Origin of the sequence: Sulfitobacter sp. R18_1 (assembly GCF_017743915.1) — a bacterium.
Lineage (GTDB): Bacteria > Pseudomonadota > Alphaproteobacteria > Rhodobacterales > Rhodobacteraceae > Sulfitobacter > Sulfitobacter faviae.
This window is the reverse complement of record NZ_JAGHRG010000013.1, coordinates 58,271-85,127: the sequence shown is the minus strand read 5'-3', so window position 1 is coordinate 85,127 and position 26,857 is coordinate 58,271. Positions and strand designations below refer to the sequence as shown.

The window sequence follows — 26,857 nt, the reverse complement described above, 5'->3', positions numbered from 1 at the left end:
TCGAAGTGCATTCCTGCGAACTTGGCGTAGGCGCGGCGGGGATAAAATGCCTAGCTGAATTGATAGAGGCGCCACCCCGCGGTCTGGCACTCCCTGGCTTGCGCGCCGATTGCCTGTCTCGCAACAGCCCGGAATCAAGGCCGCAGGCCGCCGGGCAGCGCCAGGCCGCCCGAACGGGCTGGCGCTTTGGCAATCGGAGTGCCGTCCTGTGAACTTGGCGTAGGCGCGGCAGAGATAAACTGCCCAACTGCCCCCTATGCAGCGCCATCCCGCGGTCTGGCGCTGCCCGGCTTTGTTGGTCTCAGCCCAGTTCCGCCAGCCGGTCCAGTGCGGCCTGCAATTGGTCCGCCTCTTCCTGACGTGCCGCGAGGTTCGCCTGCGCTTCAGCCACCACCTCTTCCGGCGCAGAGGCCGCGAACTTGGGGTTATTCAAACGCCCCTTCAGCCCACCGATCTCCTTGCCCAGCTTGTCGAGCGATTTCTGCAGACGCGCCTTCTCAGCATCAATGTCGATGAGACCGGCCAAGGGCAGGCCGAAGCTCGCCCCCGGGGCCGCGATCGAGACCGTGCCTTTCGGGAAGCTGTCGCTCCGCTCAAGGCTCTCGACCCGCGCCAGACGCTTGATCATCACCTCGTTGCGGTCCCATGCACCTTGTGCCGCCTCGTCCATCTCGGTCACCAGCATCGGCACCTTCAGCCCGGCGGGCACATGCATCTGTTGACGCGCGGAGCGGATGCTCTCGATCAGGCCGATCACCCAGTTAAGCTCCCGGTCTGCGTCGGCATCGAGCAGATCGGCGGTGGTGTAGGCGGGCCAATCGGTGAGGGCCAGAAGCTCATCGCGCTTGGCGGTGGTCTGCCACAGCTCCTCGGTGATGAAGGGCATGATCGGGTGCAGCAGCACCAGACATTGCTCCAACACCCAAGCCATGGTGGCGCGGGTTTCCGCAGCCTCGGGCGCGTCGTCCTGCAACAGCGGCTTGGAAAGCTCCACATACCAGTCGCAGACCTTGCCCCAGACAAAAGCGTAAAGCGCATTGGCCGCATCATTGAACCGGAAATTGCCAAGTGCGGCGTCCACTTCCTCGCGGATGCGGGCGGTCTCACCCACGATCCATTTGTTCAGCGTTGCTTGCGGTTTGGGCATCGCGGCGGGCATCGCCTCGAAGACGCCGTTCATCTCGGCAAAGCGATGCGCGTTCCACAGCTTGGTGCCGAAGTTGCGATAGCCCGCGATGCGCTGCGTGGAAAGCTTCAGGTCGCGGCCCATGGCGGCCATCGAAGTCAGGGTGAAGCGCACCGCGTCGGCGCCGTAGTCGTCGATCAGCTCCAGCGGGTCGAGCACATTGCCCAAGGATTTAGACATCTTCTTGCCCTTCTCGTCGCGCACCAGCGCGTGGACATAGACGGTGTCGAAGGGTTTTTGGTCGACCACGGCATATTGCATCATCATCATCCGGGCGACCCAGAAGAAGATGATGTCGAAACCGGTGACCAGCACGGAAGTGGGGAAGTATTTCTCCAGCTCCGCGGTTTGCTCGGGCCAGCCCAGCGTGCCGATGGGCCAAAGGCCGGAGGAGAACCACGTGTCGAGCACATCCGGGTCACGGCGCAACTCGACGACTACCGAACCGGGATCGTACGGTTCTCTGGCACTCTCTGGTTCCACGCCAATTGTAACCTGTTCACCGTAGAAACTCTGTGCAAGCTTTACGGCCTCTGCTTCGGAAGAAGCGCAGAAGGTTTCGCTTTCCCTATAATCGTAAGAGCCGTCTTTTTTCTTTGGCCCATACCACACTGGGATCTGGTGCCCCCACCACAACTGGCGCGAGATGCACCACGGCTCGATGTTCTCCAGCCAGTGGAAATAGACCTTGCGGTCCTGTTCGGGCAGGATCGTCACTTCGCCCGAGCGCACGGCGTCGATGGCGGGCTGCACGATCTTGTCGGTGGCGACGAACCACTGGTCGGTCAGCATCGGCTCGATCACCACCTTGGAGCGGTCGCCGAAGGGCTGCATGATCTTCTTGGCTTCGACGAGCGGCACGAGGTTCTCTTCCTCGGTGCGCATCTCGCCGCCCTCGCCGGGTTCGACGGGGGCCTTCTTGGCGGCGCGGCCAAGGCGGGGATCGGTCGCCTCGGTCATCACGGCGAGCCCCTCGGCGGTCACGTCCTCAACCACGCGCTTGCGGGCTTCGAAACGGTCGAGGCCGCGGTAGGCGTCCGGCACGAGGTTGATTTCGGTCGCATCCTCGGGCGCGGCTTCGGAACCATCGGCGATGGCCTGAGCGCGGGCGGCGGCCTGATCGTAGGGCAGGCCATCGGTGCGCATCCGGCCTTGGGTGTCCATCAGCGCGTAAAGCGGGATGCCGTTACGCTTGGCCACACCATAGTCGTTGAAGTCATGCGCGCCGGTGATTTTCACAGCACCGGAGCCGAAATTCTTGTCCGGGTATTCGTCGCTGATGATCGGAATGAGGCGGCGCTGCGCCTTCGGGCCAACCGGGATTTCGCAAAGTTTCCCGACGATTGAGGCGTAACGTTCATCCGATGGATGAACTGCAACAGCACCGTCGCCCAGCATGGTCTCGGGCCGGGTGGTGGCGATGGAGATATAATCGCGCTCTTCCTCGAAGAGCACGTTGCCGTCCTCGTCGCGCTCGACATAGGTATAGGTTTCACCCCCCGCCAGCGGGTATTTAAAATGCCACATGTGGCCGTCGACCTCGGTGCTCTCGACCTCAAGGTCAGAGATCGCGGTCTCGAAATGCGGGTCCCAGTTGACCAGCCGCTTGCCGCGGTAGATCAGCCCCTTGTTGTACATATCCACGAAGACCTTGATGACGGCGTCGTGGAAATTACCCTCTTCCCCCTCGGGCGCACCGGGGGCGCCGGACATGGTGAAGGCGTTGCGCGACCAGTCGCAGGAGGCACCCAGACGGCGCAGCTGGTCGATGATCGTGCCGCCGGATTTCTGCTTTTGCTCCCAGACCTTGGCGGTAAACGCCTCGCGGCCCAGCTCGCGGCGGCCCGGCTGGCCGGTGGCGGCCAACTCGCGTTCCACCACCATCTGCGTGGCAATGCCCGCGTGGTCTTGTCCCGGCTGCCACAGCGTGTCGAAACCCTGCATCCGGTGCCAGCGCACGAGGATGTCTTGTAGCGTGTTGTTGAAGGCATGCCCCATGTGCAGCGAGCCGGTGACATTCGGCGGCGGGATCATCACCGAGAAATGCTCATCCCGCTGCGCATTCGCGCCCGCTTTGAACGCGCCCTTGGTCTCCCAATCGGCGTAGATGCGGCTTTCCGCCTCGGCGGCGTTGAAGGTCTTTTCGAGTGCCATGGTCATGATCCCTTTTGTTGCGCCCCGTTTAGCGCTCTGGCGCGGTAAGGGAAAGACCCCTGACAGGCGCTTGAGGCGCGGGGGCAGGGCTCAGCCGCTGCGGTCGATCTTGGTGCTGAGGTGGATCAGGCTCTCACTGCCCTTGACGCCGCGGGTCTCGCCGATGCGGTCTAGGGTCTCGTCCAACTCCTGCGTGGTTTGCGCCGCGATCTGCACCAGTAGGTCAAAGCGGCCCGAGGTGGTGTGCACCACCTGCACCGCAGGAAGGCTGCGCAGCCGTGCTAAGACGGCGGGGCCCGCGCGCAACTCGATATTGACCAGCGCCGTGGCATGCAGCGGCGCGCGGGCCGCTTCGCCCAAACGCAGCGTATAGCCGAGGATGGCGCCGCAGCGTTCCAACCGTTCCAGCCGGGCTTGAACGGTGGTGCGGGCAAGACCCAGACCGCGCGCCAGATCGGCGACCGGCTGGCGAGCATTGGATTGCAGCGCCGCGATCAAAGCGCGGTCGGTATCGTCAAGTTGTGCTGTCATATCGTCACTTTGCCCAAATTTCGCATCACTTTAGGCGGTATGACACGATGAATCGACCAAAATCCGCGCTTCACTGGAGAAAAGCAGTGAAGAGGCCCCCATGCAGCATATCGCCCCCCTTTCCGACAGTCCCGCCGCCTATTTGGCGAAATACAGCCCCGATAAGCCGGTGTTGTTTCTGGCCCCTTCGGTGCTGCAAGCCACTGCGCGGCGGTTTCAGGCGGATTTCGACGGGCTGGTGACTTATGCGGTCAAGGCGAACGACCGGGCGGAGGTGCTGTCGAACCTTGTCGCGGCAGGGATCACCACCTTTGATGTCGCCTCCCCGGCAGAGATGGCGGCGGTGCGGGCGGTCTGCCCGCAGGCGGTGCTGCATTACAACAACCCCGTGCGCTCGACCTCAGAGGTGGAGGCCGGGATCGCGGCGCGGGTCTATAGCTGGTCGATCGACGATATGTCGGAACTGGCCAAGCTGCGCGACGTGCCGCGCGACAATGAAGTTGCGGTGCGCTTTGCCTTGCCGGTGAAGGGTGCGGCCTATGATTTCGGGTCAAAATTCGGCGCGGCCCCTGAGCAGGCGGCGGATCTGTTGCGCGCGGTGGCTGAGATGGGGTTCACTCCGTCCATGTGTTTCCACCCCGGCACGCAGTGCAATGATCCGCAGGCTTGGGTGCAATATGTCCATGCGGCGGCTGATATTCTGCGGATGGCCGATGTCTCGATCGACCGGTTGAACATCGGCGGTGGTTTTGCCGTAGACCGTGGATTTGACGCGCCAGACCACCGGGCCGTCTTCGCCGCCGTCAAAGCGGCGCTGGATGAAAGTTTTGGCGCGGATGCGCCTGCGCTGCTCTGCGAGCCTGGCCGGGCGATGGTGGCCGATGCCGCCGTGTTGGCCACCCGCATCAAGGGGGTGCGCAACGACGGGCGCACTGTCTTTCTGAACGATGGTATCTATGGCGGGCTGCCTGATCTGCGCGACATGGGGCTTTCGGGGCTCGTCGATGTGGTTGGCCCCGATGGCATGCGGCGTCAGGGGGCGACCAAGCCGCGCGTGGTCTTCGGCCCGACCTGCGATTCGCTGGACCGTCTGCCCGATGGCCTGCCGCTGCCCGAAGATGCGCAAACCGGGGATTACCTCTTGTTCGGCGGCATGGGGGCCTATTCCATCGCCATGTCGACCGCCTTTAATGGCTATGGGTTGGCAGGGGTGACACTGGTCTCAAGCCTTGAAGGCGCGCTTGCCCGCAAGGCGGCCTGAGCCTCTGGACACTGGCGGCGCGCCCGCTACTGTTGCACTGAAAGAGGCAGGGCAGCAGGGGCGGCGTCAAATGGAAAAGTTCGGAAAAAGCCAGCCGGTCAAACGGGTGGAAGACCACCGCTTCCTGACCGGTGCGGGCCGCTATGTCGATGATATCGCCCCCGCCGAGGCGCTGTATGGCGTCTTTTTCCGCGCGCCCGTGGCCCATGGGGTGATCACTGAGTTGGACGTAGCTGACGCCCGCGCGGCGGATGGCGTGCATCTGGTGCTGACCTGCGCCGATCTGGAAGCGGCGGGAATGAATATCGCCTTGCCGCATACGGTCGTCGACAACCGCGATGGCAGCAAAGGTACGGCGCCGCTGCGCCCGATGCTGGCCAAGGACCGCGTGCGCTATGTGGGCGAGCCGGTGGCGCTGGTGGTGGCCGAGAGTTTGCAACAGGCCCGCGACGCGGCGGAGATGATCCTTTTCGAGGCCGACGATCTGCCCGCAAAGATGGATATCGCCCCGGGCGGTGAGACCCTGCACGCAGAGGCCCCCGACAACCGCGCCTTTGACTGGCATATGGGCGATGAGGCCAAGGTTGAGGCGGCTTTTGCCAAGGCCGCTCATCGCGTCAAGCTGGAGGTGGGGGACAACCGCATCATCGTCAACTCCATGGAGCCGCGTGGCTGCTATGCCGAATGGACCGAGGGCCGGTTGCATGTGGCGCTGGGCGGGCAGGGCGTCTGGGCGCATAAGGGATTTCTGACCAAAGCCTTCGGCCTGCCCGAAGACGCGGTGCGCGTGACCAATCCCGATGTCGGCGGCGGTTTCGGCATGAAGGCGATGACCTACCCGGAGTATTTCTGCGTGGCCCAAGCCGCGCGGGCCTTGGGCCGTCCGGTGCGCTGGATGTCAGAGCGGACCGAAGCCATGCTCACCGACAACGGGGGGCGCGATCTGGTGTCTTGGGCCGAGTTTGCCTTTGACGAGAACCACAAGATCACCGCCTACCGTGTCGATACACGCTGCAACCTTGGGGCCTATAACAGCCAGTTCGGCCAGCCGATCCAGTCGCAGCTCTTCTCCAAGGTCTTGATGGGCGTCTATGACGTGCAAGACACCTATCTGCATGTCGAAGGGTTCTACACCAACACCGTGCAAGTCGACGCCTATCGCGGGGCCGGGCGGCCCGAGGCGATCTATGTGCTGGAGCGGCTGATGGACCGCGCGGCGCGAGAGTTGGGCGTCGATCCGTGGGCGTTACGGCAGATCAACTTCATCAAGCCGGAGCAATTCCCCTATACCACTGCCACGGGCGAGCTTTACGACGTGGGCGATTTCGCGCGGCTGCTGGCTCGGGTGGGGCAAGAGGCCGACCGCGACGGTTTTGCCGCGCGCCGGGCGGCGGATGCCAAACGCGGCCTGCTGCGCGGTCAGGGGCTGTGTTACTATATCGAGAGCATTCTGGGCGATCCCTCCGAAGGGGCCAAAGTGGTTTTCGAGGGCGATGGCCGGGTGACGATCTATGTCGGCACCCAAAGCAACGGGCAGGGGCATGAGACGGTCTATGCGCAGTTCCTCTCGGACCAGACTGGCATCCCCGCCGAGCGGATCGACGTGGTGCAGGGCGACAGTGATCTGATCAAGAAGGGTGGCGGCACCGGCGGCTCACGCTCGGTCACCACGCAGAACACGGCGACCTTGGCCACCGTGGCGAAGATCACCGAAGTCTTCACCGCCTTTCTGGCCGAAGAGTTGGGCGTCGCTGCTGCGGATATCAGCTTTGACGACGAACGCTTTCGCGCGGAAGGGTCGAACATCAGCCCGACCATGCTGGAGGTGGCCGAGATGGCCCGCGCTAAGGGCCGGGACGATCTGCTGAGCCACCACGAACGCGCCAGCCTGCCGGGGCGCAGCTATCCCAACGGGGCGCATGTGGCCGAGGTGGTGATCGACCCCGAGACGGGGGTGGTGACGCTCGACCGCTACACGGTGGTCGATGATTTCGGCAATCTGATTAACCCGATGCTGGCCGAGGGGCAGGTCCACGGCGGGGTGGCGCAGGGCATTGGCCAAGCAGTGCAGGAGCGGGTGGTCTATGACGAGGACGGCCAGCTTTTGACCGCCACCTTCATGGATTACGCCATGCCCCGCGCGGCGGACCTGCCGATGATCTCCTTCACCTCCGAACCGGTGCCCTCCACGGCCAATGTCATGGGCATGAAGGGCTGCGGGGAGGCGGGCACCGTCGGTGCCTTGGCGGCGGTGTCGAATGCGGTGCAGGATGCCCTGTGGGAACGCGGCGTACGGCAGGCGGATATGCCGTTCACCCCGCACCGTGTCTGGGAGATGCTGCAAGGTGCCGCAATCGCAGCCGAGTAAAACCCTGTTCCAACGGCTCTTCGGGCGTTTCTGGCGGCGGCCTGAAAGCGACTTCGGCCCGCGCCGGGGGGCGGTGACCCATGTTATCATCCTCGACGGGACCATGTCCTCGCTCGAACTGGGGCGCGAGACCAACGCGGGCATTGCCTATGGCCTCTGCCGCGAGATGGGCAGCGCCCTGTCGATCTATTACGAGCCGGGGCTGCAATGGCGCGATTGGCGCAGCGCTTTGGATGTGATCTTGGGCCGCGGGATCAACCGGCAAATCCGCCGCGCCTATGGTTATCTCGCCTCGCGCTACCGGCCCGGAGATCGGATTTTCCTGCTGGGCTATTCGCGCGGCGGCTATGCGGTACGCTCCCTCGCCGGGGTGATCGACCGGGTGGGGCTTCTGCGCGCCGAGGTGGCGACAGAGCGTAACATTCGCGATGTTTACCGCCATTATGAGGCGCATCATCTGAGCAAGGCGGGCGAACTCTTTGCCCGCGCCAACTGCCACCCCGAGGTTGAGATCGAGGCGATTGGCGTTTGGGACACGGTCAAATCGCTGGGCCTCAACGCACCGCTGTTCTGGCGGTTCTCGCAGCCGCTGCATATGTTCCACAACCACGACCTGAGCCGCAACGTGAAGAACGGCTTTCAGGCGCTGGCCCTGAACGAGACCCGCGTCGCCTATGCCCCAGTGCTATGGACCACGCCCGAGGGCTATGACGGGCGGCTGGAGCAGGTCTGGTTCCCCGGCACCCATGGCGACGTGGGTGGCCAGTTGGGCGGGTATGAGGCCGCGCGCCCCTTGGCCAATATCCCGCTGGTCTGGCTGCTGTCGCGGATGGAGGAAAGCGGCCTGCCGCTGCCCGCAGGCTGGGCCACGCGCTTCGATCAAGACCCAGCCGCCCCCTCTATCGGGCGCTGGCGCGGCTATGGCAAGATGCTGGTGACCCGCCGCCGCCGGGTGGTGGGCGCGGACCCGTCCGAGCGGTTGCACGAAAGCGTGGAGCAGCGCCGCGAACAAGCCGCGCCGCAACCGGGGCTGCTGGCCCGGATGCAGGGGGTGATTTCCAGCCTCTAACCGGGGTCGCGGTCCGAAGGGTGGTTAATGCCATCGCTATAGGGCAGCGGCTCCATCTCCCAAGGCAAGACCCCTTCGATCGCACCAAGGTTCACGCCGCATTCATCGGGGTTCGAGCGGCGGCGGTGGTGGGTGTAGATGCCGCAGGTCTTACAGAAATAGTGCTGCGCCGTATGCGTGCCCCAAGTGTAGAGCGTGAGGTTCTCGGCCCCTTCCAGCACGGTCACCGTCTCGGCCGGCGCCGTCACCGTAGCGGCGGCACGGCGGCGACAGAAGGAACAGGTGCAGCGCGAGGCCGAGGCCAGACCGCGCGGAAACAGGGCTTCGATCACCACGGCCCCGCAGTGGCAAGAGGCGCGGCGGGTTTCTGAGGTTTCGGTCAATTGCGTCTCACTTTCGGAATGCGGCTTTCGGCTAGATCATAGTCGGCGGCGGCATGGGGCGGATGGCCGTCGGTCTGCCGCCAAAAGGCAAAACCGCCCCGGCGCAGCCACAGCGGCAGGGTCAGAACCAGCCCCGCGATAAACCCGCCTGCATGGGCCCAATAGGCCACGCCGCCGGTGCCCGGTGTGGCGCCGATCTCCCCGATGAACTGCATGCCGAACCACAGGCCCAGCATGATCCAAGCCGGGATCGCGAAGATGCGGAAAAACACGATGAAGATCACCAGAATGTCGACCTTGGCGCGCGGGAAGAGCAGCAGGTAGCCCCCCATCACCCCCGCAATCGCGCCCGAGGCCCCGACCATAGGCACCCATGAGAGCGGTTCTGTCACCACTTGGCCCAGACCCGCGGCGATGCCGCAGGCAAGGTAGAACAGCAGATAGCGACCATGGCCCATCTCATCCTCGACATTGTCGCCAAATATCCACAAAAACAGCATGTTACCCGCCAGATGCATCCAGCCGCCATGCAGGAATTGCGAGGTGATGAGGCCGAAATACCCTTCCCCATGGCTCAGGCGCGCGGGCAGCAGGGCGTAGCTGTAGTAAAACTCGGCCAAGGCGCGCTCATCCGCCATCAGCGACAGGGAAGACAGGAACACCCCGATGTTGAGCGCCATCAGCGCATAGGTGACGAAGGGCGTTCGGCCCGAGGGGTTGTGATCACGGATCGGGAACATGCGGGCCAGCCTTTGCCAAGTCGTCCGCAGCGTCAAGCGGCGCGGGGGATCGTCATGACCTTAGCTGCGCCCGCGGGGGCTTCTGTCAAGCGGAACCGAGCAAATCCCGGGCGATCCGCTTAAAAATACCGGCGCCGACGGGGATCAGATCATCGGGGAAATCGTAGTCGGGATTGTGCAGCGCGGCATAGTCCACCCCCGGCCCAAGGCAGAGCATCGCCGCCTTGGCATCGCGCCCGAATAGGCCAAAATCCTCGGAGGCGCGCATCGGCAGGTTTTTCTGCCCATGCGACACGCCGAGCGCGTCCATCGCCGCGGCGGCGATCGCGTAGGCGTCGGGGTGGTTGATGGAGGCGGCGAAATGGTCCGATTCCGCGAAAGCTGCCGTCAACCCATGGGCCTCGGTCACGCGCGCGACTTCGGCGCGCAGGGCCGCTTCGATTTCGGCCAACGTCGCGTCGCGGGTGCTGCGCAGGGTGGCGTAAAACGCGGCTTCGCCCGGGGCGACGCCAAAGGTCGGCTCACCCATGCGCAGATGGGTGAGGGTGACGAGGCGGAAGTCATCATCAAGCGGCCCGCCGGGGCCGAGCGCTTGCAGCGCCGGGATCAACTCGGCCAGCGCAGGCGCAGGGGAGGTGCCGTCCTCGGGGCTGGCGGCATGGGCGGTCTTGCCGTGCAGGGTGACGGAGATGCCTTTCGAGGCGCAGTTGATCAGCGCGGGCGCGGTGTCGACATGGCCAAAGGGGCGGCCCGGCTCGACATGGATGGCAAAGGCGTAATCGGCGGCGATCTCGGCATAGTTGGGATCGTTCACCACCGCCCGCGCGCCGCTGCCGTCCTCCTCGGCCGGTTGGAACATCAGCACCACGCGGCCCTTTGCGACGGGGCGGCGCGCGATCATCCGGCCGAGCGCCAAGAGCATGGTCATATGGCCGTCGTGGCCGCAGACGTGGGACTTGCCCGGCAACTTAGAGACCCAAGGAATGTCATGTTCCTCGGGGATCGGCAGGGCGTCGAGTTCCGCGCGGAAGAGCACCGTGGGGCCGGGCGCATCGCTGTCGAAAATCGCCGCCACCCCATGCCCGCCAAGGCCGGTGAGGATGCGCGTAGGCGCGAGCTTTTCCAGTTCCGCCGCGATGGTCCGGGCGGTTTCCACTTCCTCGCCCGAGATCTCGGGGTATTGGTGGAGCGCCCTGCGAAACTGCGTCAGTTCTTCGATATCGCGGTTCGTCAGCATGGCGCTCCCCCTAATTGTGCGGCCCGTTCAGGCCATCATCCCCAAGAGCTGTGCATTGCCGCCCCAGGCGGTGGTGTCAACACAGACATGCCGCTCGGCGCGGACGCGCGCGGTGTCGGGCTTGCCGCGCAGAAGCGGGATGATCGCCCCCTCGCGGGCCGCCAGCGCCTTGTCGATCTGCCGCGCCGTCTCCTCATCGCCCCACCAGAGGACGCCGCCATAGGCCGGGCCGGTGGTGAGCGCTTCGGGGTCGATAGGGCCTGTGGCCTCAACCGCGACACCGCCGAGGGCGCGCACCGCCTTGGCCTGTGCGCTGGCCGCCTCGGCCCCCGGACCCATGCAGAGAAGGGCGGGCCGGGGCAGGGTCGACAGGCGGTTGCTCTCACCGGTCGGTCCGGGCATCGACTGGGTCTCCAACACGGATGGCTGATGCGCGGGCAGGGCGGGCAGCGTGGTCTGCTCGCTGTCCCATGCGCCCGAGGCTTCGCGATGGTCGGGGGCGGCGAAACGGGGCAGATAGTTCGGCCCGCCCGCCTTCGGCCCGGTGCCCGAGAGCCCCTCGCCGCCGAAGGGCTGGCTGCCGACGATGGCGCCGATCTGGTTGCGATTGACGTAGATGTTGCCCGCCTCGATCCGCTCGGACACATGCTGCACCCGGTCGTCGATCCGCGTGTGCAGGCCGAAGGTGAGGCCGTAGCCGGTGGCATTGATCGCGTCGATCACCGCGTCGAGCTCATGGCTCTTGAAGGTTGCCACATGCAGTACCGGGCCGAAGATTTCCCGCTTCATGTCGCTGATGCCGTTCACCCGCAGGATCGCTGGGCCGACGAAGGTGCCGCCTTCGGGCGCTTTTAGTTCGGCGATCAGCCGGCCGTCCGCGCGGGCGGCCTCGACATGGTCGACGATGGTCTGGCGCGCGGCATCATCGATCACAGGGCCCACGTCGGTCGACAGATGCCAGGGATCGCCCATGCGCAGCGCCTGCATTGCGCCCTTCAGCATGGTGATCAGGTCCTCGGCGATGTCCTCCTGCACGTAGAGGCAGCGCACGGCGGAGCAGCGCTGGCCCGCGGATTGGAAGGCGCTTTCGACGATGGCCTGCACGGCCTGCTCGGGCAGGGCGGTGCTGTCGACGATCATGGCGTTAAGACCGCCGGTCTCGGCAATCAGCGGGGTGCCGGGGGCGCAATGCTCGGCCATGTTGGCGCGGATGCGCAGGGCGGTGGCGGTGGAGCCGGTGAAGGCCACGCCGTTGATGCGGGCGTCGCCCGTGAGCGCCGCGCCCACCTCGCCGCCGCCCGGCAGCAGTTGCAGCGCCGCGCGCGGCACGCCGGCCTCGTGCAGCACCTTGACGGCAAGCTGCGCGATCAGCGGGGTCTGCTCGGCCGGTTTGGCCAGTACGGCATTGCCAGCGGCCAGTGCTGCCGTGACCTGCCCGCAGAAGATCGCCAGCGGGAAGTTCCACGGCGAGATGCAGGTGAAGATGCCCGCGGGCGGCTCGTTGGTGGCCTGTCCGGCGTAGTAGCGCAGGAAATCCACCGCCTCACGCAATTCGGCCACGCAGTCGGGCAGACCCTTGCCAGCCTCGCGGGCGAGGATGGCGAAGATCTCGCCGTAGCGGTCCTCGAGCATGTCGGCGGCGCGCAAAAGCGTGGCGCGGCGGGTGCTGAGAGGCGCGTCCCAAGGCGCGGCAGTGTCGAGCGCCGTGGCCACATCGGCCTTGGAGGCAGGGCGTACGGTCCCAGGGGAGGTGCCCCCGGTGGGATTGGCGACGGTTTCATCCGCCTCGGGCGCAGCTTCGCCCGCCAGCAGCGGAGCGGCTTCCCATGTGGCGTCCGCAAAGGGGGCGCGGGCTTCTTCGATCGCAGCGAGGGTTGGGGTATGCGCAAGATCGAAGCCCCGCGCATTGGCGCGCTGCGGTTGGAACACCTCCGGCCCTTTCGGGATCGTTGGGGCGTTGTCCTGAAGTTGGTCGAAGGGGTCGGCGGCCACAACTTCGGGCGGCACGTCCTCGTCGACGATCTGGTTCACGAAGCTGGAGTTCGCCCCATTCTCCAAGAGACGACGGACGAGATAGGCCAGCAGATCACGGTGCGCGCCGACGGGAGCGTAGATGCGGCAGCGGGTGCCGTGCTGGCGCATGACGATGTCATGCAGGGTTTCGCCCATGCCGTGCAGGCGCTGGAACTCGTAGGCCTCGGGGTCGTCGGCCATATACAGCACGGCGGCGACGGTATGGGCGTTATGGGTGGCGAACTGCGGGTAGATGCGGTCGGTCATGCCCAGCAGTTTGCGGGCATTGGCGATGTAGCTGACATCCGTGGCGGCCTTGCGGGTGAAGACGGGGAAGCCGTCGATCCCCTCGACCTGCGCTTGCTTGATTTCGGTGTCCCAATAGGCGCCTTTCACCAGCCGCACCATGATGCGGCGGTCATGGCGCTGCGCCATGTCGTAAAGCGTGTCGATCACCACGCCGGCGCGCGGGCCATAGGCCTGCACGACCACGCCGAAGCCGTCCCAACCGGCCAAGGCGGGCTCGCCCATCACCGTGTCGATGACTTCGAGCGAGAGTGCCAAACGGTCGGCCTCCTCTGCATCGATGTTGAGGCCCATTCCGGCGGATTTTGCCAAAAGCGCCAGCGCCCGGAGGCGAGGCACCAAATCGCGCATCACGGCCTCTTCCTGCGCTAGCTCGTAGCGCGGGTGCAGGGCCGAGAGCTTGACCGAAATGCCGGGGTTCTTGCGGATGTCGTCATGGGTGCAGGCATCGGCGATGGCCGAGATCGCGCGGGAGTAGCTCAGATGGTAGCGCTTGGCATCGGCCTCGGTCCGTGCGGCTTCGCCCAGCATGTCGTAGCTATAGGTGAAGCCCTTCTTCTCCATGCCGCGGGCGCGTTTCATCGCGGCCTGAATGTCCTCGCCCAAAACGAACTGGCGGCCCATCTCGCGCATGGCGCGACTGACGGCGGTGCGGATCACCGGCTCCCCCAGACGTTTGATCGCGGCCCGCAAGTGGCGCACCGGGCCGGGCTGGTCGTCGTCGAGCACGCGGCCCGTCAGCATCAGCGCCCATGTCGACGCGTTGACGAGGCTGGAGGTCGAATGCCCCATGTGGCGGCCCCAGTCCGAAGGGGCGATCTTGTCCTCGATCAGCGCGTCGATGGTCTCGGCATCCGGCACGCGCAGCAGCGCCTCGGCCAGACACATGAGCGCCACGCCTTCCTCAGTGCTAAGCCCGTATTCGGCAAGGAAGACTTCCATCATGCCGGGGGCCGAGGTGCCGCGGATGTCACGCACCAGACCCGCCGCATCGGCGGTGATCTTGGCGCGGTCCTCGGGCGAAAGATCGGCCTGCGCCTTGAGCTCGGTCAGCAGCGCGTCAGGCCCGGCATAGGTGCGCGCGTCGATGGTTTGGCGAAGGGCGGGGGCGTGATCGAGGGCCATGGCAAGCTCCAGTTGATGTTTGGACCAGAATACCGCATGTTGAGAAGGCTAATCGACTTAATACGTATGTCATGATAGTCGTTACGACTGAACTAGCGGGGAATCACATGTCAAATGAACTTTTCAATCTGGACCGGTTCGACAGTGCGATTCTATCGGTGTTGGCCGAGGACGGGCGTATCAGCATCACCGATCTTGCCCGCCGCATCGGCCTGTCGAAATCCCCCACCCAAGCGCGGCTGCGCCGGTTGGAGGAAAGCGGCGTGATCCTTGGCTATCGCGCCCTTTTGGACCCGATCCGGCTGGGGCTGGATCATGTCGCCTTTGTCGAGGTGCGCCTGAACGACACGCGCGAGGCGGCCTTGCGGGCCTTTAACCTCGCCGTGGCCAAGGTGCCCGAGATCGAACAGGCCCATATGATCGCGAGCCATTTTGACTATCTGATCAAGGTGCGCACGCGGAACATGTCGGAATATCGCCGCTTTCTGGGGGAGGTGATTTCAACCCTGCCGCATGTGGCCAGCACCTCGACCTATGTAGCGATGGAGGCGGTAAAGGAAACCATGCTGGCCGATACGGCCTGACGCATCGTGCCAGAACCATGGGGCCGGGGGCATTCGCCCATTTACACCGCCTGCGTGATGCTTATTGTGCGCCCCGATGCGGGCGTGATGGAATGGTAGACATACCAGACTTAAAATCTGTTGGGGCGTAGCCCCGTGTGGGTTCGAGTCCCACCGCCCGCACCACTGTTTTCAAAGACTTAGCTTGCCTTCGCCAGCGTCACAGGCTCTGCCAATTGCGTGGCGCCGGGGATGAAGACGGTAAAGGTCGTCCCCTGACTGAGCGTGCTTTTGACCGTGATGTCGCCACCATGGGCAAGGGCCAGTTTCTTGCAGATCGCGAGCCCCAGCCCGGTGCCGCCCTCGGCGCGGTCGTCGGCATCTTCGATCTGGGTGAAAGCCTCGAAAATGCGGTCCAGATCCTGCGCGGCGATGCCGACGCCATTGTCTTCGACCTCGAAAACAAACCCGCCCGCGTGCAGGCGCGCGCGCAGATAGATGTCCCGCGCCTTGGAGAATTTCAGCGCATTGCCGACGATATGGCCCAACAGTTGCAGGCTGCGGCGGCGGTCGGCGGTGACGGTGAGGGGCGGGGTGTCGATATGCAGCGTGGCGGTCTTGTCATGCGCGGCGCCGTGGTGCTCTTCGACCACTTCCTCCAAAAGCGCGCGGGTGTCGAAGGCGGTCTTGTCGAGCGCGAGGTCGTTCAACTCCATATTCGTATAGTCGAGGATGTCGTTGATAATGGTCAACAATTGCCCGCCCGCGAATTTGATGCGCTGGCCGTAGAGTTCCGCCTGATCGCCCATCTTGGAGAAATGCTCGGACACCGGTTTTTCATCCGGGCCCAGCTTGGCGAGGTTGTGGCGTTTGAGTTCCGACAGGAAGGTGGCGTAGCCGATCACGATGGTCAGCGGGGTGCGCAATTCGTGGCTCAGCACGCTCATGAATTCCGATTTCGCACGGCTGGCGCTTTCGGCGGCATCGCGGGCCTGACGCAGTTCTTCGACGCTTTCGTTGCGGGTGCGGTTTTCGACCACATAGCTAAAGAGCGCGGCCAGTGCGATGATGGCGGCGGTGCCGGCGATGATGAGCGCGATTAATCTATATTCAACCGGGTTGGCGTAAAGCGGCTGCGCGGCCAGCGGGGTGACCTGAAAAGCAGCCATGCCGGTGAAATGGAGCAGGATGATCGCCAGCGCCAAAAGCGCGGTCATCCACAGCACGCTGCCCTTGCCCCCACGGCCCGCTGCGCCAAGCGCGAGGGTCGCAAGGACAACCGCGATGATGACGGAGGCGGTCAGATAGCCCATGTCCCAATGGATCGCGCCCTGCACGCGATAGGCCACCATTCCAGTATAATGCATGGCGGAAATCGCCAGCCCAAAGATCGTCCCGCCCAGAACCGTGGCCCGCCGGGATTTCAGCAGCCCGGCGATGACGACGCCCAGAATCGAGCCGACGATGGCGATGATCAGCGACAGGAAAGTGAGCGAGAAATGGAACGTCGCCGGCGCGTCGAGCTGATAGGCAAGGATCGCGATGAAATGGGTGCACCAGATCGTCACCCCCGCTGTCATCGCGGTCAGATAGCACCAGATCAACGCTTGGCGACGCGGCTGTTCAAGCACATGCCGATAGAGCCGTGCCACCACCCAGCTGCCAAAGAAACAAAGAAGTGCTGCAAGCAGCACGAGCCCGAGGTCGTGATCGTGATGAATTGTATGGGCGACCCGGAACATCTTTATCCTATCTGATATTAACACTTGGTTAATTGCTGTCGGAATAGGGCGAAAATAAGTCTCTCGCAAGTTCACACTGTGCCTACATTTTTTAACTCCGTGGTAAGACCTTGCCGCTAATCCTCCCCCAAGGTCGGCAGTGGGGCGGGATGAGGCAGAGGCGGGAGATGGCAGGGTCAGGGAAAGGAGGGCGATCGTTTAACCTCTTGCGGCGCATGGTTTTTTGCCTGCGGGGCTATGTTGCTCGGATGCTGGGCTCCGCTGTGCGGTGCGGCGCGTCTGGGCCCAACGTGCCGCGTGAGAGGGGGAGCATGTCAGACGGAGATACCGCTGCTGCGGAGGACAGCCTTACCTTAGGGCAACTCCCGCTCATCTCCATCGTTTTCGCGGCAGAGCGGCGCATGTTTAGGCAGAACCTTGATGGTGGGCGCAAGGGAGGGCTTCGCGGGGCGCTTATGCCCTCTCTCGGCCCCGCGGGCGGGAAGGGGGCGGCGGGCAATCGCCTCCTATCCCCCGTCAAAGCCGATATGGCCGAAATCGACGTGGTATTCTCTCCCGATGGGCGCGTTTGCCATGCCAATGAGGCGGCCTGTGGTGTCACCTATGGGCTGGGGGATTGTCTGATCGGGCAACATATCAGCGATCTGTTCGGGCCGCGGCTTTGCGATGGGGCCGAGATCGACACGCTTTGGGCGCAGGCGCTTGAGGGGCTGGCGCCGCAGGGCGGCTTTCAGATGCACCCGGGGGAGGAGACGGCCCGCATTGTCCACGGATGGCTCACGGCGGAGCGGGATCCCGAAGGGCGGGGGCATGGCGTTCGGTTTCGGGGTGTCGAAGCGGCGGCGAATAGCGTGGGGCCAGTGCGCGCGGTCTCAGTGGGAAAGCGCGCGCGGCGCGGTTAGCGCAATGCCCGTGCCGCAAAGTGAACCAGCGGCGCATAACCCGCGCCGCTGTTCCTACATCTCTGATCAGTCGCGCGTACCGGCGAAACGTTCGGCCCAGCTTTCGCGGTCGTCATCGCTGATCTTGGCAAAAAGCACCTCGGGCACTTCAAAGCCGTGGCCGGGGGCAAGCTTGCCCAAGGTCGTGGGCACATCGTCGGGCCAAGGCATGTCTTCGACCTTCATCGCCGCCAGCATCGAGGCCGAGGCCGTGGGGATGAAGGGTGCGGAAAGCACGGCGTAGAGCGGGATCAGGTTCAGCGCCAGCCGCACCTGCGCCGCCGCGCGGTCGGGGTCGGTCTTGAAGGTGGTCCAAGGCGCTTGGGCTTGCAGATATTCGTTGCCCGCCGCCCAAATGCCGCGCAGTTCGGCGGCGGATTTGCGGACCTCCATCGCCTCCATCAACGTCTCGTAACGGGCGACGCGGGCGGTGATGTCTTCGATCAGCGCCTGTTCCGCCTCGCCGTATTCACCGGCCTCGGGCACCGCTTCGCCGAACTTCGAGCGGCAGAACTTGGTGATCCGGCTGACGAAATTGCCCAGCACGTCGGCCAAGTCCTTGTTCACCGAGGCTTGGAAGTTCTCCCAAGTGAATTCGGCATCCGAGGTCTCGGGCGCATGGCTCAAGAGCCACCAGCGCCAGTAATCCGCCGGCAGGATTTCCAGCGCCTGATCCATGAAGACGCCACGCCCACGCGAGGTGGAGAACTGACCGCCGTCATAATTGAGGTAATTGAAGGACTTGATGTAATCTACCAGCTTCCACGGCTCGCCCGAGCCCTTGATCGTGGCGGGGAAGCTAAGCGTGTGGAAGGGGACATTGTCCTTGCCCATGAATTGGGTGTACCGCACGTCTTCGGCGCCGCGGTCGGTGCGCCACCAGCTTTCCCAATCGGTGCCCTTGCCCGCATCGACCCATTCCTGCGCGCAGGCGATGTATTCGATGGGCGCGTCGAACCAGACGTAGAAGACCTTGCCCTCCATGCCCGGCCAGTCCTGATCGCCGCGTTTCACCGGCACGCCCCAGCTGAGGTCGCGGGTGATGCCGCGGTCTTGCAGCCCGTCGCCGTCATGCAGCCATTTCTTGGCGATGGAGGTGGTCAGCACCGGCCAATCGGTCTTGCTGTCGATCCAGGCGTCGAGTTCGTCCTTGAGTTGGCTTTGCTTCAAAAACAGGTGCTTGGTCTCGCGCATCTCCAGATCGGTGGCGCCCGAGATGGTCGAGCGCGGGTTGATCAGGTCCTCGGGGTCGAGTTGCTTGGTGCAATTGTCGCATTGATCGCCGCGCGCATCCTCGAAGCCGCAGTTGGGGCAGGTGCCTTCGACATAGCGGTCGGGCAGGAAGCGCCCGTCGGTGGGCGAATAAATCTGCCGTTGGGAGACCTCTTCGATCAGCCCGCGGTCGGCCAGCGCGCCCGCGAAATGCTGCGTGAGCTTGTGGTTCTGCGGGCTGGACGAGCGGCCAAAGTGATCGAAGGACAGGCCGAACCCTTCGGCGATGCGGGCCTGTGTTTCATACATCTCGGCGCAATATTCATCGACCGGCTTGCCCGCTTTCGCGGCGGCAAGCTCGGCGGGGGTGCCGTGCTCGTCCGTGGCGCAGAGGAACAGAACATCCTGCCCCCGGCCACGCTGATAGCGCGCGTAGAGGTCCGCGGGCAGCTGGCTGCCTACGAGGTTACCCAGATGTTTGATCCCGTTGATATAGGGGATGGCGGAGGTGATGAGGTGGCGTGTCATATAAATATTCCCGTGCTTGGCGCAGCCTTATCGCAAGGGCTGCGCCAGTTCCAGCAAAAGACGGGACCGGTCAGTCGCGGTCCCGCGCGCGGCCCAAGAGCCGCCCGATGAGAAAGCTGGTTCGTGGTGCGTAGACGTAGGGCGTCCGTTCGGCCAAGGTGGGGCGCGCGCGCATCCGGGCAAGGCCAAAGACCACCAGCCCCCCATGCGCCGCCGCGATCATTGCGAAAAGCGCCGCCGCGCCGAAATTATCGATCAGGACCGAGGCGAGATAGGGCGCGCCGATGGCACCCAGAGCGAAAAAGAACATCAGGGCGGCGGAAAGCTCTACCCGCTCGTCGGAACTGGCAAAGTCATGGGCATGGGCGGCAGAGACCGAATAGATTGGAAAGGTCGTGGCGCCGAAGAGCCCGGCGGAGAGCATGATCCCCGCCGTGCCATAGCCCGCGCCCATCACGGTGACCGCACAGCCGCCCATCGCAGCGACCGAGAGCCAGATCAGCACCCAGCGGCGGTCGAACTTATCGGCCAGCATCCCCATGGGGTATTGCGCCAGCGCACCGCCCAGCACGAAGGCGGCAAGGAACCACGCGATCTGCGGCGCGCTGAGGCCGACTTCTTGGCCGTAGATCGGCCCGACCATGCGGAAAGATGCGCTGGAGACGGCGGCCACGATGACCCCCGCCGCCGCCAGTGGCGAGCGGTCAAAGGCAAGGCGCGGGCGCAGCCGTGGCTGGCTCGGCGTCTCGGGCGGGCGGACCTTGGTCAACGTCAGCGGCAAGAGGGCGGCACAGCAGCCGATGGCCAGCAGGTTGTAAGAGACGTAAGACGCCGGGGCGAGCACGCCCACGATCAACTGAGCGGCGAGCGAGCCGCTCATGTCCACCACCCGGTAAACGCCCATGGTGCGCCCGCGGGTCTCATTGGTGACCTTGGCCTGCATCCATGCTTCGATCACCGTATAGCAGCCCGCCACGCACATGCCTGACGCGACGCGCATCAGCCCCCATGCGTAAGGGTCCACCACCATCATATGCGCCATCAGGCCGATTGATCCGGCAGCTGTGAAGGCGGCAAAGGCGCGGCTGTGGCCGACGCTGCCCATCAACCGAGGCGCCCACCAGCAGCCGATGAAAAACCCCAGAAAATGGGCCGAGCCAAGCATACCGATTTCCTGTCGGCTGAACCCAAGCTGCGCGCCCGACAACACGTCGATCGGCCCCACACCTCCGGTGGAGAGTTGCAGAAGGATGACCGAGAAGAACAGGGCGGCGAAGGATATGAGCAGGCGCATGGGCGCAGATTGCGTCCATTGCTGCCCAAACGGAAGGCCGAAAGCACCGAGGCCGCGCTTTTGTCGGGGTGCTAGGATCGGCGCGGGGCAATTGCCCTTGCGAAGGCCGGGCAGGCGGCTAGGTTGCGGGCAAATCACAAGCGAGGACCAGAAGATGAAGATGAAAAAGCTCGGCTCAAGCGATATCGAGGTCTCGCATTTCTGTTTGGGCTCCATGACATGGGGCACCCAGAACACCGCCAAGGAGGGCCATGCGCAGATCGACCGCGCGCTGGAGGCCGGGATCAACTTCATCGACACGGCCGAGATGTACCCCGTGAACCCGATCAGCGCCGAGACGATTGGCCGGACGGAAGAGATCATCGGCCAGTGGTTCGCCCGCGACAAGCGCCGGGACGAGGTGGTTCTGGCCAGCAAACACTCCGGCGAGGGGATGCAGCACGCCCGCGACGGCGCACCGATTTCCTCCGACACGATTCCCGGCGCCATCGAAGGCTCGCTGAAGCGCTTGCAGACGGATTACATCGACCTTTACCAATTCCACTGGCCCAACCGCGGCAGCTATATGTTCCGCAAGAACTGGCACTACGACCCGTCGAACCAGAACCGGGCCGAGACCATTGCGCATATGGAGGACACGCTCGGCGCGCTGCAACGTGAGGTCGAACGCGGGACGATCCGCGCCTTTGGCCTGAGCAACGAAAGCGCTTGGGGGCTGACCCAATGGGCCGCCGTGGCCGAACGCGTGGGCGGGCCGCGCCCGATCTCGGTGCAGAACGAATATTCGCTGATGTGCCGTCTGGCCGATACCGATGTGTCCGAGACCTGCGTCAATGAGCAGATCGATATGCTGGCCTTCTCTCCACTGGCCGCGGGGTTGCTGACCGGGAAATATCAGGGCGGGAAGAACCCCGCCGGGTCGCGTCTGTCGCTGAACGAAGACCTGGGCGGTCGGGTCACCCCCCGCGCCTTTGAGGCGGTCGCGGCCTATCTTGGCGTGGCCGAGAAACATGGGCTCGACCCGGTGCAGATGGCGCTGGCATGGTGTGCGACACGGCCCTTCATGGGCTCAGTGATCTTTGGCGCGACCAGCCTTGAGCAGCTTGACGTGGCGCTTGGCGGGGCGGAGCTGAGCCTCAGCGATGAGGTGATGGCCGACCTCGATGCGGCGCATAAAGCCCATCCGATGCCCTATTGATGGGCCGCCTTGGGATGCATTTGGCGCGGCGGGGGGCCATGTTGCTGCTCTTGGCCGCCCTCGCGGCGTGTAGCGGCGACGAGGCACCGCCCTCGCAGACCGGGTTTCGCGATGCGGAGGCTTTGATCGGGGCCACCAGCCGCTATGACGCGGCGCGTTTTGGCGGCGAGTGGCAGGTCCGGGCGGCATTCCCCGGTGACGCCGACCTGAAGGCAGTGACCTTCGCGCCGGAAGGGCCGTCCCTGATTGAACAGCGCCAGATCTGCGACAGCGCCGGATGCCGCAACACCCGTACCCTTTGGGCGTTAAGCGCAGAGGGGCCGGGCCGCTACACCATGCGCGCCGCCGTCGGCGGGGCCGAGCGGCCTTTCTGGGTGCTTTGGGTCGACGAAGGGTTCCGCACGGCGGTCATTGGCAGCCCCGATGGCGGATATGGCTGGATCCTTGACCGTCAGGCGACAGGCGGGGAGGACCGGATCGCCGCAGCACAGGAGATTTTGGCCTTCAACGGCTATGACCTCGCGGCCCTAGAGATTAGGCCCTAAGGCACTGGCCCTGCCGCCCGCCTTCGGCCTATAGGCTGTTATGGACAGTGCTTTTGCCCCCGATCTGTGGATCCTCGTCACCCTTGCCGCCGCCGTCTTTCAGACCGGGCGCTTCATGCTGCAAAAGCATCTGGCGACCGATACGCTCTCGGCAGGCGGGGCGACCTTTTCGCGGTTTCTCTATTCCGCGCCCTTCGTGGCGCTGTTGCTGCCGCTCTATCTGGCGCTGAGCGGGCAGGGAGTGCCGCCGCTTGAGGCGGGGTTCTGGCTGTATGGGGCGATGGGCGGCACGGCGCAGATCATGGCGACGGTCTGCGTGGTGCTGTTATTCAAGCAGCGCAATTTCGCGGTGGGCATCACTTTCAAGAAGACCGAGGTGATCCAGACCGTTCTGATGGGCTGGATCGTGCTGGGCGAGGGCGTCTCGGGTGCGGGCTTTGCGGCCATCGCCCTTGGTGTGCTGGGGCTGCTGTTGCTGTCCGGCGGGGCCGAGGCGCGGGGGCTGCGCCTCAGCGATCTGCGCAACCGTGCGGCGGGGCTGGGCATCGCCTCGGGTTTTCTCTTCGCAATCTCGGCAGTCTGTTATCGCGGCGCCTCGCTCGCCGTGGCCTCGGGCGATCCGCTGTTGCGTGCGGGCGTGACGCTGGCGGCGGTGGTGCTGATGCAGACGCTGATCATGGCCCTTTGGCTGCGCCTGCGCGAACCGGGGCAGTTGCGCCGGGTCTGGGCCGCGCGGCGGGTGGCGGTTTGGATTGGGCTAACCTCAATGGGCGGGTCGCTCTGTTGGTTTATCGCCTTCACCCTGCAAAACGCGGCCTATGTGAAAGCCTTGGGGCAGGTGGAACTGATGCTGAGCATCGCGGCCACGACCCTCTTCTTTCGCGAGCGGATTTCGCGCCGGGAGTGGGCGGGAATGTCGGTGCTGGCCCTGTCGATCCTGACGCTGGTTTTGGTGACCTAGCCCGTCATCGGGCGGCCATGCAGGCGCAGGAACAGGCTCTCTTCGTCGTTGTTCTTGAAAAACGGGACCGAGGCAGGCGGGCTGGTGTCACGCGCCCGGGCGGCGACCTCGGCCAATACGACCTCGGTGATGAAGGGCATGTCGAAAGACCGCGCCCGGCTCAGCGGCACCCATTGAAGATGTGACAGCTCATCACAGGCTGCGTCGAAATCATCGGGGTCGCTGGCGATGTCGTCGGCATCCACCAGAAAGAAACGCGCGTCGAAGCGGCGCGGACGGCCCGGCGGTGTCAGGGCGCGAAACACGAATTGCAGGGCGGAGGCATCGGGCAAATGGCCTGTGGCTGCAAAGCTCTGCCAGTCGGGCGGCACATCGCCCTGCCATGCGCCTTTGCGGCCCAGCACCAAACCGGTCTCTTCCCAAAGCTCACGAATGGCGGCAACGGCGATGGCATGGGCGAGCGACGGCTCGGCATCATCGCAAAGCCTGCCGTGGCAAAGCGCGTTCACCGGGGCGGCAAGGGGCACATGGGCATCGCCCGCGTCCACCGCCCCGCCGGGAAAGACGAATTTATTCGGCATGAAGGCCGCCTTCGCTCCGCGTTGCCCCATCAGGATATGCGGGGTCTCATGGCGGTCGCGTAGCACGATCACCGTGGCGGCGTTGCGGATTTTGGTCTTGTCGATGGTCATGCGGTAGCGCTCCGGCAGTCAGGGGCCGAAGGGCAGGCCGCCTTAGTTTGACCGGCCGAAGCCGCCCATCCTTTTGGCCCATTGAAAGCCGATCATGGCCCCCTTCAGTCTGGGCAGAAGGTAAAGCGACAGCGCCGTGCAGCCAACCGCAAAAATGGTGAACAGGGTCAGAGGTTCGGGCCGCCAGACCACATAGGCGATGTGCAGCCCCGGCGCCAAAAGGTGACCGACCAGCAGAATGGTCAGATAGGCCGGGCCGTCATCGGCGCGGTGGTGGTGGAACTCCTGACGGCAAACCGCGCAGTCGTCGTTCACTTTCAGATAGCCATGCAGCAGCTCTCCGCCCCCGCAGGAGGGGCATTTGCCACGCCAGCCGCGCAGCATGGCAGGCAGGCGGGGCCGCTCTTCGCTGGCGTCGGTCTCTGCGGTGTCGGGGGACAATTGCTGGGTCTGTGACATGGGGCGATCCTCTGGTTGAGGGATAGATGCAGTCTGGGGCGTGAAATGAAAAGACCGGAGGTTGCCGTTGCGGCGCCATGTCGCGCAGGGCGGGGCTTGGCCGATTTTCTCGAAAAAAGTTTGAAAACCTGCGACGGAAGTTTCGGGCCCCGCCGTTTGACCCTGTGATCGCGGCGCAAAAGCGTGAGACGATCTTTAAAAAACGAGGAGTATCAAGATGACCATTCGTACCAATATGAAGATCGCAGCCCTCAGCGGATTGTTGGCCGTGGGTGCCGTGGCCGCCACCGCTCAGCAAAGCGGGCAGGACCGGTTCCAGCAGCTTGACGCAGATGGCAACGGTGCGATCACGCAGGCAGAGTTTCAGGCCCATGCCGAGGCGCGTTTTGCCAAGGTTGATGCCGATGGCGACGGTTTCGTGACCGACGAAGAGCTGAAGGCCGCAGGCGATGCACGCCGCGCCGATCGCGCCGCCAAGATGGTTGAGCGTTTCGACACCGATGGCAACGGCAGCCTCGACGCCTCCGAATTGGAAGCCATGGGCGATAAACACGGTGGCAAGCGCGGCGGCAAAGAGGGCGGCAAGCACGGTCATAAGGGCGGTGATAAGGGCGCCCGCATGATCGAGCGTATGGACGCCAATGACGACGGCAAACTCTCGATGGAAGAGATGACGCAGCGCCACGATCCGGCCAAGATGTTCGAGCGTCTGGACAAAGACGGCAACGGCAGCATCAGCGCCGAAGAGTTCGAAGCGGCGAAAAAAATGCATGGCAAGCGGCACCATAAGGGCCACAAAATGCACCATGACAAGCCGCAGCAGGACTAAATGAAGCTTTGGGCGCGCTTGATCATGGCGCGCCCGGACCTTAGCCATGGACGGGATGCAGGATTTGCCCAACGCGCAGCAAGATGCGGATGCCGAGTTGTTGCAACGCTATGCCAATGGCGATGCGGCGGCGGCGCGGTTGCTGACCGCGCGGCTGGTGCCGCGCCTCCACGGCCATGCGCTGCGGGTGCTCGGTGACCGCGCCGAGGCCGAGGATGTGGCCCAAGAGGCGATGCTGCGGCTCTGGCGTCAGGCGCCGAAGTGGCGCAGGGGCGAGGCCAAGGTGACCACTTGGCTTTACCGTGTCGTGGCCAACCTCTGCACCGATCGTCTGCGCCGCCGGGGTTCGGGGGTGGCTGGGCTCGATGATGTGGCGGAACCTGCCGATCCGACTCCCGGTGCCGCGCAGCAGATGCAGCAGGCCGCCCGTGTGGACGCGCTGCAACAGGCGCTGGCCACTTTGCCCGACCGCCAGCGCCAAGCGGTGGTGTTGCGCCATATCGACGGTATGGCCAATCCCGAGATCGCAGAGGTGCTGGGCATCGGGGTCGAAGCGGTGGAAAGCCTGACCGCGCGGGGCAAACGGGCATTGGCCGCGCAACTGTCGGCACAACGGGACGCATTGGGGTTTGAAAATGAGTGACTTCGACGATCTGGAAGATTTCTTTGCCGCGGCCCGGGCCAATCCGCCACAGGTCTCGGCCGATTTGCAGGCGCGCGTTCTGGCCGATGCCGAAGCGCATATGCCCAAAGCGCCGCGCCAGCCGTGGTATCAAGCGCTCTGGCAACTCTTAGGCGGTGCGGCGGGGCTGAGCGGTCTTGCCACTGCCGCGGCTGTCGGGGTTTGGGTCGGCGTGGCACCGCCCGAGGGCATGCCGGATTTGGCCGGGCAGTTCGTGACCGGCACATGGGAGACCGAGACCTCGGACCTCACGGCGGCTGACACAGGCAGCGAATTCGGTGGATTTGGCTGGGACATGGAGGAAAGTTGAGATGACACAGGAACCGACACCGCGGCGCAGGCGCCTCATGCGGGTGGCCCTTGGCCTGTCACTGGCGCTGAACGTGATGATCCTCGGCGCGCTTGGCGGGGCGATGTGGCGTCACGGCGGGCCGGGGCCGCATGGCGGGGGTGATTTGCCGGGGCTGCGCAGCTATGCCTCGCCCTATGTGCAGGCGCTGCCGCCCGAAGCGCGGCGCGGGTTGCACGGGAAAATGCGCGCCAGCGGCAAGGCGCATCACCTCGACCGGGAAGCGCGGCGCGCGCTTTACGACGAAATGCTTGCCGCGCTTCGGGCCGAGCCGTTTCAGGCGGATGTGGCCGCCGCGGTGCTCGCCGCCCAAGGCGAGGCCGCCGCGGGTGTTCAGCAGGTCGCCCATGACGCTTGGTTGGCCGAGGTCAGCGCAATGGATGCCGCCGCCCGTCAAGACTATGCCGACAAGCTGCAACAGCGGCTGGAAGCGGGGCCGCCCCGCAAGAAAGGCAAACGCGACGGCAGGCCCGAACGGTGAGCGGGCCG

General features: G+C 64.7%; 23 protein-coding genes and 1 tRNA gene. 13 read left to right on the top strand and 11 right to left on the bottom strand.

What is annotated here, in order from left to right; genetic code table 11:
- Window positions 1-301: 301 nt before the first annotated feature.
- Complete coding sequence (locus J7392_RS21505; protein ID WP_209219354.1) at window positions 302-3,340, bottom strand: valine--tRNA ligase; 3,039 nt, start codon at window positions 3,338-3,340, stop codon at window positions 302-304.
- Between the two features lie 90 nt (window positions 3,341-3,430).
- Window positions 3,431-3,871, bottom strand: a complete 441-nt coding sequence (locus J7392_RS21500) for an Lrp/AsnC family transcriptional regulator (protein WP_209219353.1) — start codon at window positions 3,869-3,871, stop codon at window positions 3,431-3,433.
- Window positions 3,872-3,971: 100 nt separating this feature from the next.
- Here J7392_RS21500 and J7392_RS21495 point away from each other — a divergent pair, with 100 nt between their 5' ends.
- The 3 genes from J7392_RS21495 to J7392_RS21485 all read left to right on the top strand — a co-directional run bounded on the left by J7392_RS21495 (window position 3,972) and on the right by J7392_RS21485 (window position 8,569).
- Window positions 3,972-5,132, top strand: a complete 1,161-nt coding sequence (locus J7392_RS21495; protein WP_209219352.1) for a type III PLP-dependent enzyme — start codon at window positions 3,972-3,974, stop codon at window positions 5,130-5,132.
- Window positions 5,133-5,202: 70 nt separating this feature from the next.
- Window positions 5,203-7,500: a xanthine dehydrogenase family protein molybdopterin-binding subunit gene (locus J7392_RS21490; protein WP_209219351.1), complete on the top strand. Its 2,298-nt coding sequence runs from the start codon at window positions 5,203-5,205 to the stop codon at window positions 7,498-7,500.
- A 73-nt stretch (window positions 7,501-7,573) separates the two neighbouring features.
- Complete coding sequence (locus J7392_RS21485) at window positions 7,574-8,569, top strand: DUF2235 domain-containing protein (protein WP_348540724.1); 996 nt, start codon at window positions 7,574-7,576, stop codon at window positions 8,567-8,569.
- On the opposite strand, the gene J7392_RS21480 is transcribed toward J7392_RS21485, so the two are convergent.
- From J7392_RS21480 to putA, 4 genes are all read right to left on the bottom strand, one after another.
- The gene (locus J7392_RS21480; protein WP_209219349.1) at window positions 8,566-8,952 is read right to left on the bottom strand and encodes a GFA family protein; all 387 of its coding nucleotides are present in this window, start codon (window positions 8,950-8,952) and stop codon (window positions 8,566-8,568) included. The two genes, J7392_RS21485 and J7392_RS21480, sit on opposite strands and share 4 nt — an antisense overlap.
- Entirely contained in the window at window positions 8,949-9,692 is a 744-nt protein-coding gene (locus J7392_RS21475) for a rhomboid family intramembrane serine protease (protein ID WP_209219348.1), read from the bottom strand. Before J7392_RS21475 ends, J7392_RS21480 begins: the two co-directional genes overlap by 4 nt.
- A gap of 85 nt (window positions 9,693-9,777) precedes the next feature.
- Window positions 9,778-10,929 carry an amidohydrolase gene (locus J7392_RS21470; RefSeq protein WP_209219347.1) on the bottom strand — a complete coding sequence of 384 codons (1,152 nt, stop codon included), beginning with the start codon at window positions 10,927-10,929 and terminating at the stop codon, window positions 9,778-9,780.
- Window positions 10,930-10,956: 27 nt separating this feature from the next.
- Window positions 10,957-14,373, bottom strand: coding sequence for a bifunctional proline dehydrogenase/L-glutamate gamma-semialdehyde dehydrogenase PutA (putA, locus tag J7392_RS21465; RefSeq protein WP_209219346.1), 3,417 nt, complete (start codon window positions 14,371-14,373; stop codon window positions 10,957-10,959).
- Between the two features lie 107 nt (window positions 14,374-14,480).
- Here putA and J7392_RS21460 point away from each other — a divergent pair, with 107 nt between their 5' ends.
- On the top strand, window positions 14,481-14,957 hold the full coding sequence (locus J7392_RS21460) for an Lrp/AsnC ligand binding domain-containing protein (protein ID WP_067267484.1): 477 nt from the start codon (window positions 14,481-14,483) through the stop codon (window positions 14,955-14,957).
- Between the two features lie 78 nt (window positions 14,958-15,035).
- A tRNA-Leu gene (locus tag J7392_RS21455) sits at window positions 15,036-15,122 on the top strand.
- A gap of 14 nt (window positions 15,123-15,136) precedes the next feature.
- Here the strand turns inward: J7392_RS21455 and J7392_RS21450 are convergent.
- Window positions 15,137-16,678, bottom strand: a complete 1,542-nt coding sequence (locus tag J7392_RS21450; RefSeq protein WP_209219345.1) for an MHYT domain-containing protein — start codon at window positions 16,676-16,678, stop codon at window positions 15,137-15,139.
- A 311-nt stretch (window positions 16,679-16,989) separates the two neighbouring features.
- On the opposite strand from J7392_RS21450, the gene J7392_RS21445 reads away from it, so the two are divergent.
- Window positions 16,990-17,580 (top strand): PAS domain-containing protein, encoded by a 591-nt coding sequence (locus tag J7392_RS21445; RefSeq protein WP_209219344.1) that lies wholly within the window; start codon window positions 16,990-16,992, stop codon window positions 17,578-17,580.
- A gap of 66 nt (window positions 17,581-17,646) precedes the next feature.
- On the opposite strand, the gene metG is transcribed toward J7392_RS21445, so the two are convergent.
- Together metG and J7392_RS21435 are read right to left on the bottom strand one after the other, a co-directional pair.
- Complete coding sequence (gene metG / locus J7392_RS21440; protein ID WP_209219343.1) at window positions 17,647-19,359, bottom strand: methionine--tRNA ligase; 1,713 nt, start codon at window positions 19,357-19,359, stop codon at window positions 17,647-17,649.
- Window positions 19,360-19,429: 70 nt separating this feature from the next.
- Window positions 19,430-20,653, bottom strand: coding sequence for an MFS transporter (locus J7392_RS21435; protein ID WP_067267478.1), 1,224 nt, complete (start codon window positions 20,651-20,653; stop codon window positions 19,430-19,432).
- A gap of 154 nt (window positions 20,654-20,807) precedes the next feature.
- Here J7392_RS21435 and J7392_RS21430 point away from each other — a divergent pair, with 154 nt between their 5' ends.
- Genes J7392_RS21430 through J7392_RS21420 form a run of 3 tightly spaced genes read left to right on the top strand, consistent with a single transcriptional unit; the run spans window position 20,808 to window position 23,357 of the window.
- Window positions 20,808-21,851, top strand: coding sequence for an aldo/keto reductase (locus tag J7392_RS21430; RefSeq protein WP_209219342.1), 1,044 nt, complete (start codon window positions 20,808-20,810; stop codon window positions 21,849-21,851).
- 38 nt (window positions 21,852-21,889) lie between these two features.
- Entirely contained in the window at window positions 21,890-22,396 is a 507-nt protein-coding gene (locus J7392_RS21425) for a lipocalin family protein (protein ID WP_247744701.1), read from the top strand.
- A 40-nt stretch (window positions 22,397-22,436) separates the two neighbouring features.
- Window positions 22,437-23,357: a DMT family transporter gene (locus J7392_RS21420; RefSeq protein ID WP_209219341.1), complete on the top strand. Its 921-nt coding sequence runs from the start codon at window positions 22,437-22,439 to the stop codon at window positions 23,355-23,357.
- Here J7392_RS21420 and J7392_RS21415 read toward each other — a convergent pair.
- Complete coding sequence (locus J7392_RS21415; protein WP_209219340.1) at window positions 23,354-24,049, bottom strand: NUDIX hydrolase; 696 nt, start codon at window positions 24,047-24,049, stop codon at window positions 23,354-23,356. The genes J7392_RS21420 and J7392_RS21415 overlap by 4 nt on opposite strands.
- Before the next feature lie 42 nt (window positions 24,050-24,091).
- A complete protein-coding gene (locus J7392_RS21410) occupies window positions 24,092-24,508 on the bottom strand; it encodes a DUF983 domain-containing protein (RefSeq protein WP_247744700.1) in 417 nt (138 codons plus the stop codon).
- 217 nt (window positions 24,509-24,725) lie between these two features.
- Between J7392_RS21410 and J7392_RS21405 the strand changes: the two genes are divergently transcribed.
- The 4 genes from J7392_RS21405 to J7392_RS21390 are packed head-to-tail and all read left to right on the top strand — an operon-like array spanning window position 24,726 to window position 26,849.
- Complete coding sequence (locus J7392_RS21405) at window positions 24,726-25,337, top strand: calcium sensor EFh (protein WP_209219339.1); 612 nt, start codon at window positions 24,726-24,728, stop codon at window positions 25,335-25,337.
- Window positions 25,338-25,383: 46 nt separating this feature from the next.
- Complete coding sequence (locus tag J7392_RS21400) at window positions 25,384-25,980, top strand: RNA polymerase sigma factor (RefSeq protein WP_209219338.1); 597 nt, start codon at window positions 25,384-25,386, stop codon at window positions 25,978-25,980.
- Window positions 25,973-26,329 carry a hypothetical protein gene (locus tag J7392_RS21395; RefSeq protein WP_209219337.1) on the top strand — a complete coding sequence of 119 codons (357 nt, stop codon included), beginning with the start codon at window positions 25,973-25,975 and terminating at the stop codon, window positions 26,327-26,329. The genes J7392_RS21400 and J7392_RS21395 overlap by 8 nt, the downstream gene beginning before the upstream one ends.
- Window position 26,330: 1 nt before the next feature.
- Entirely contained in the window at window positions 26,331-26,849 is a 519-nt protein-coding gene (locus tag J7392_RS21390) for a periplasmic heavy metal sensor (RefSeq protein ID WP_209219336.1), read from the top strand.
- The last annotated feature ends 8 nt before the right edge of the window (window positions 26,850-26,857 follow it).

What these genes read in the sequence shown, in the direction of transcription:
- J7392_RS21505 (WP_209219354.1), bottom strand. Translation starts at nt 3,340, where the DNA reads ATGGCACTCGAAAAGACCTTCAACGCCGCCGAGGCGGAAAGCCGCATC.
- J7392_RS21500 (WP_209219353.1), bottom strand. Translation starts at nt 3,871, where the DNA reads ATGACAGCACAACTTGACGATACCGACCGCGCTTTGATCGCGGCGCTG.
- J7392_RS21495 (WP_209219352.1), top strand. Translation starts at nt 3,972, where the DNA reads ATGCAGCATATCGCCCCCCTTTCCGACAGTCCCGCCGCCTATTTGGCG.
- J7392_RS21490 (WP_209219351.1), top strand. Translation starts at nt 5,203, where the DNA reads ATGGAAAAGTTCGGAAAAAGCCAGCCGGTCAAACGGGTGGAAGACCAC.
- J7392_RS21475 (WP_209219348.1), bottom strand. Translation starts at nt 9,692, where the DNA reads ATGTTCCCGATCCGTGATCACAACCCCTCGGGCCGAACGCCCTTCGTC.
- J7392_RS21470 (WP_209219347.1), bottom strand. Translation starts at nt 10,929, where the DNA reads ATGCTGACGAACCGCGATATCGAAGAACTGACGCAGTTTCGCAGGGCG.
- putA (WP_209219346.1), bottom strand. Translation starts at nt 14,373, where the DNA reads ATGGCCCTCGATCACGCCCCCGCCCTTCGCCAAACCATCGACGCGCGC.
- J7392_RS21460 (WP_067267484.1), top strand. Translation starts at nt 14,481, where the DNA reads ATGTCAAATGAACTTTTCAATCTGGACCGGTTCGACAGTGCGATTCTA.
- J7392_RS21450 (WP_209219345.1), bottom strand. Translation starts at nt 16,678, where the DNA reads ATGTTCCGGGTCGCCCATACAATTCATCACGATCACGACCTCGGGCTC.
- J7392_RS21445 (WP_209219344.1), top strand. Translation starts at nt 16,990, where the DNA reads ATGTCAGACGGAGATACCGCTGCTGCGGAGGACAGCCTTACCTTAGGG.
- metG (WP_209219343.1), bottom strand. Translation starts at nt 19,359, where the DNA reads ATGACACGCCACCTCATCACCTCCGCCATCCCCTATATCAACGGGATC.
- J7392_RS21435 (WP_067267478.1), bottom strand. Translation starts at nt 20,653, where the DNA reads ATGCGCCTGCTCATATCCTTCGCCGCCCTGTTCTTCTCGGTCATCCTT.
- J7392_RS21430 (WP_209219342.1), top strand. Translation starts at nt 20,808, where the DNA reads ATGAAGATGAAAAAGCTCGGCTCAAGCGATATCGAGGTCTCGCATTTC.
- J7392_RS21425 (WP_247744701.1), top strand. Translation starts at nt 21,890, where the DNA reads ATGTTGCTGCTCTTGGCCGCCCTCGCGGCGTGTAGCGGCGACGAGGCA.
- J7392_RS21420 (WP_209219341.1), top strand. Translation starts at nt 22,437, where the DNA reads ATGGACAGTGCTTTTGCCCCCGATCTGTGGATCCTCGTCACCCTTGCC.
- J7392_RS21415 (WP_209219340.1), bottom strand. Translation starts at nt 24,049, where the DNA reads ATGACCATCGACAAGACCAAAATCCGCAACGCCGCCACGGTGATCGTG.
- J7392_RS21410 (WP_247744700.1), bottom strand. Translation starts at nt 24,508, where the DNA reads ATGTCACAGACCCAGCAATTGTCCCCCGACACCGCAGAGACCGACGCC.
- J7392_RS21405 (WP_209219339.1), top strand. Translation starts at nt 24,726, where the DNA reads ATGACCATTCGTACCAATATGAAGATCGCAGCCCTCAGCGGATTGTTG.
- J7392_RS21400 (WP_209219338.1), top strand. Translation starts at nt 25,384, where the DNA reads ATGGACGGGATGCAGGATTTGCCCAACGCGCAGCAAGATGCGGATGCC.
- J7392_RS21395 (WP_209219337.1), top strand. Translation starts at nt 25,973, where the DNA reads ATGAGTGACTTCGACGATCTGGAAGATTTCTTTGCCGCGGCCCGGGCC.
- J7392_RS21390 (WP_209219336.1), top strand. Translation starts at nt 26,331, where the DNA reads ATGACACAGGAACCGACACCGCGGCGCAGGCGCCTCATGCGGGTGGCC.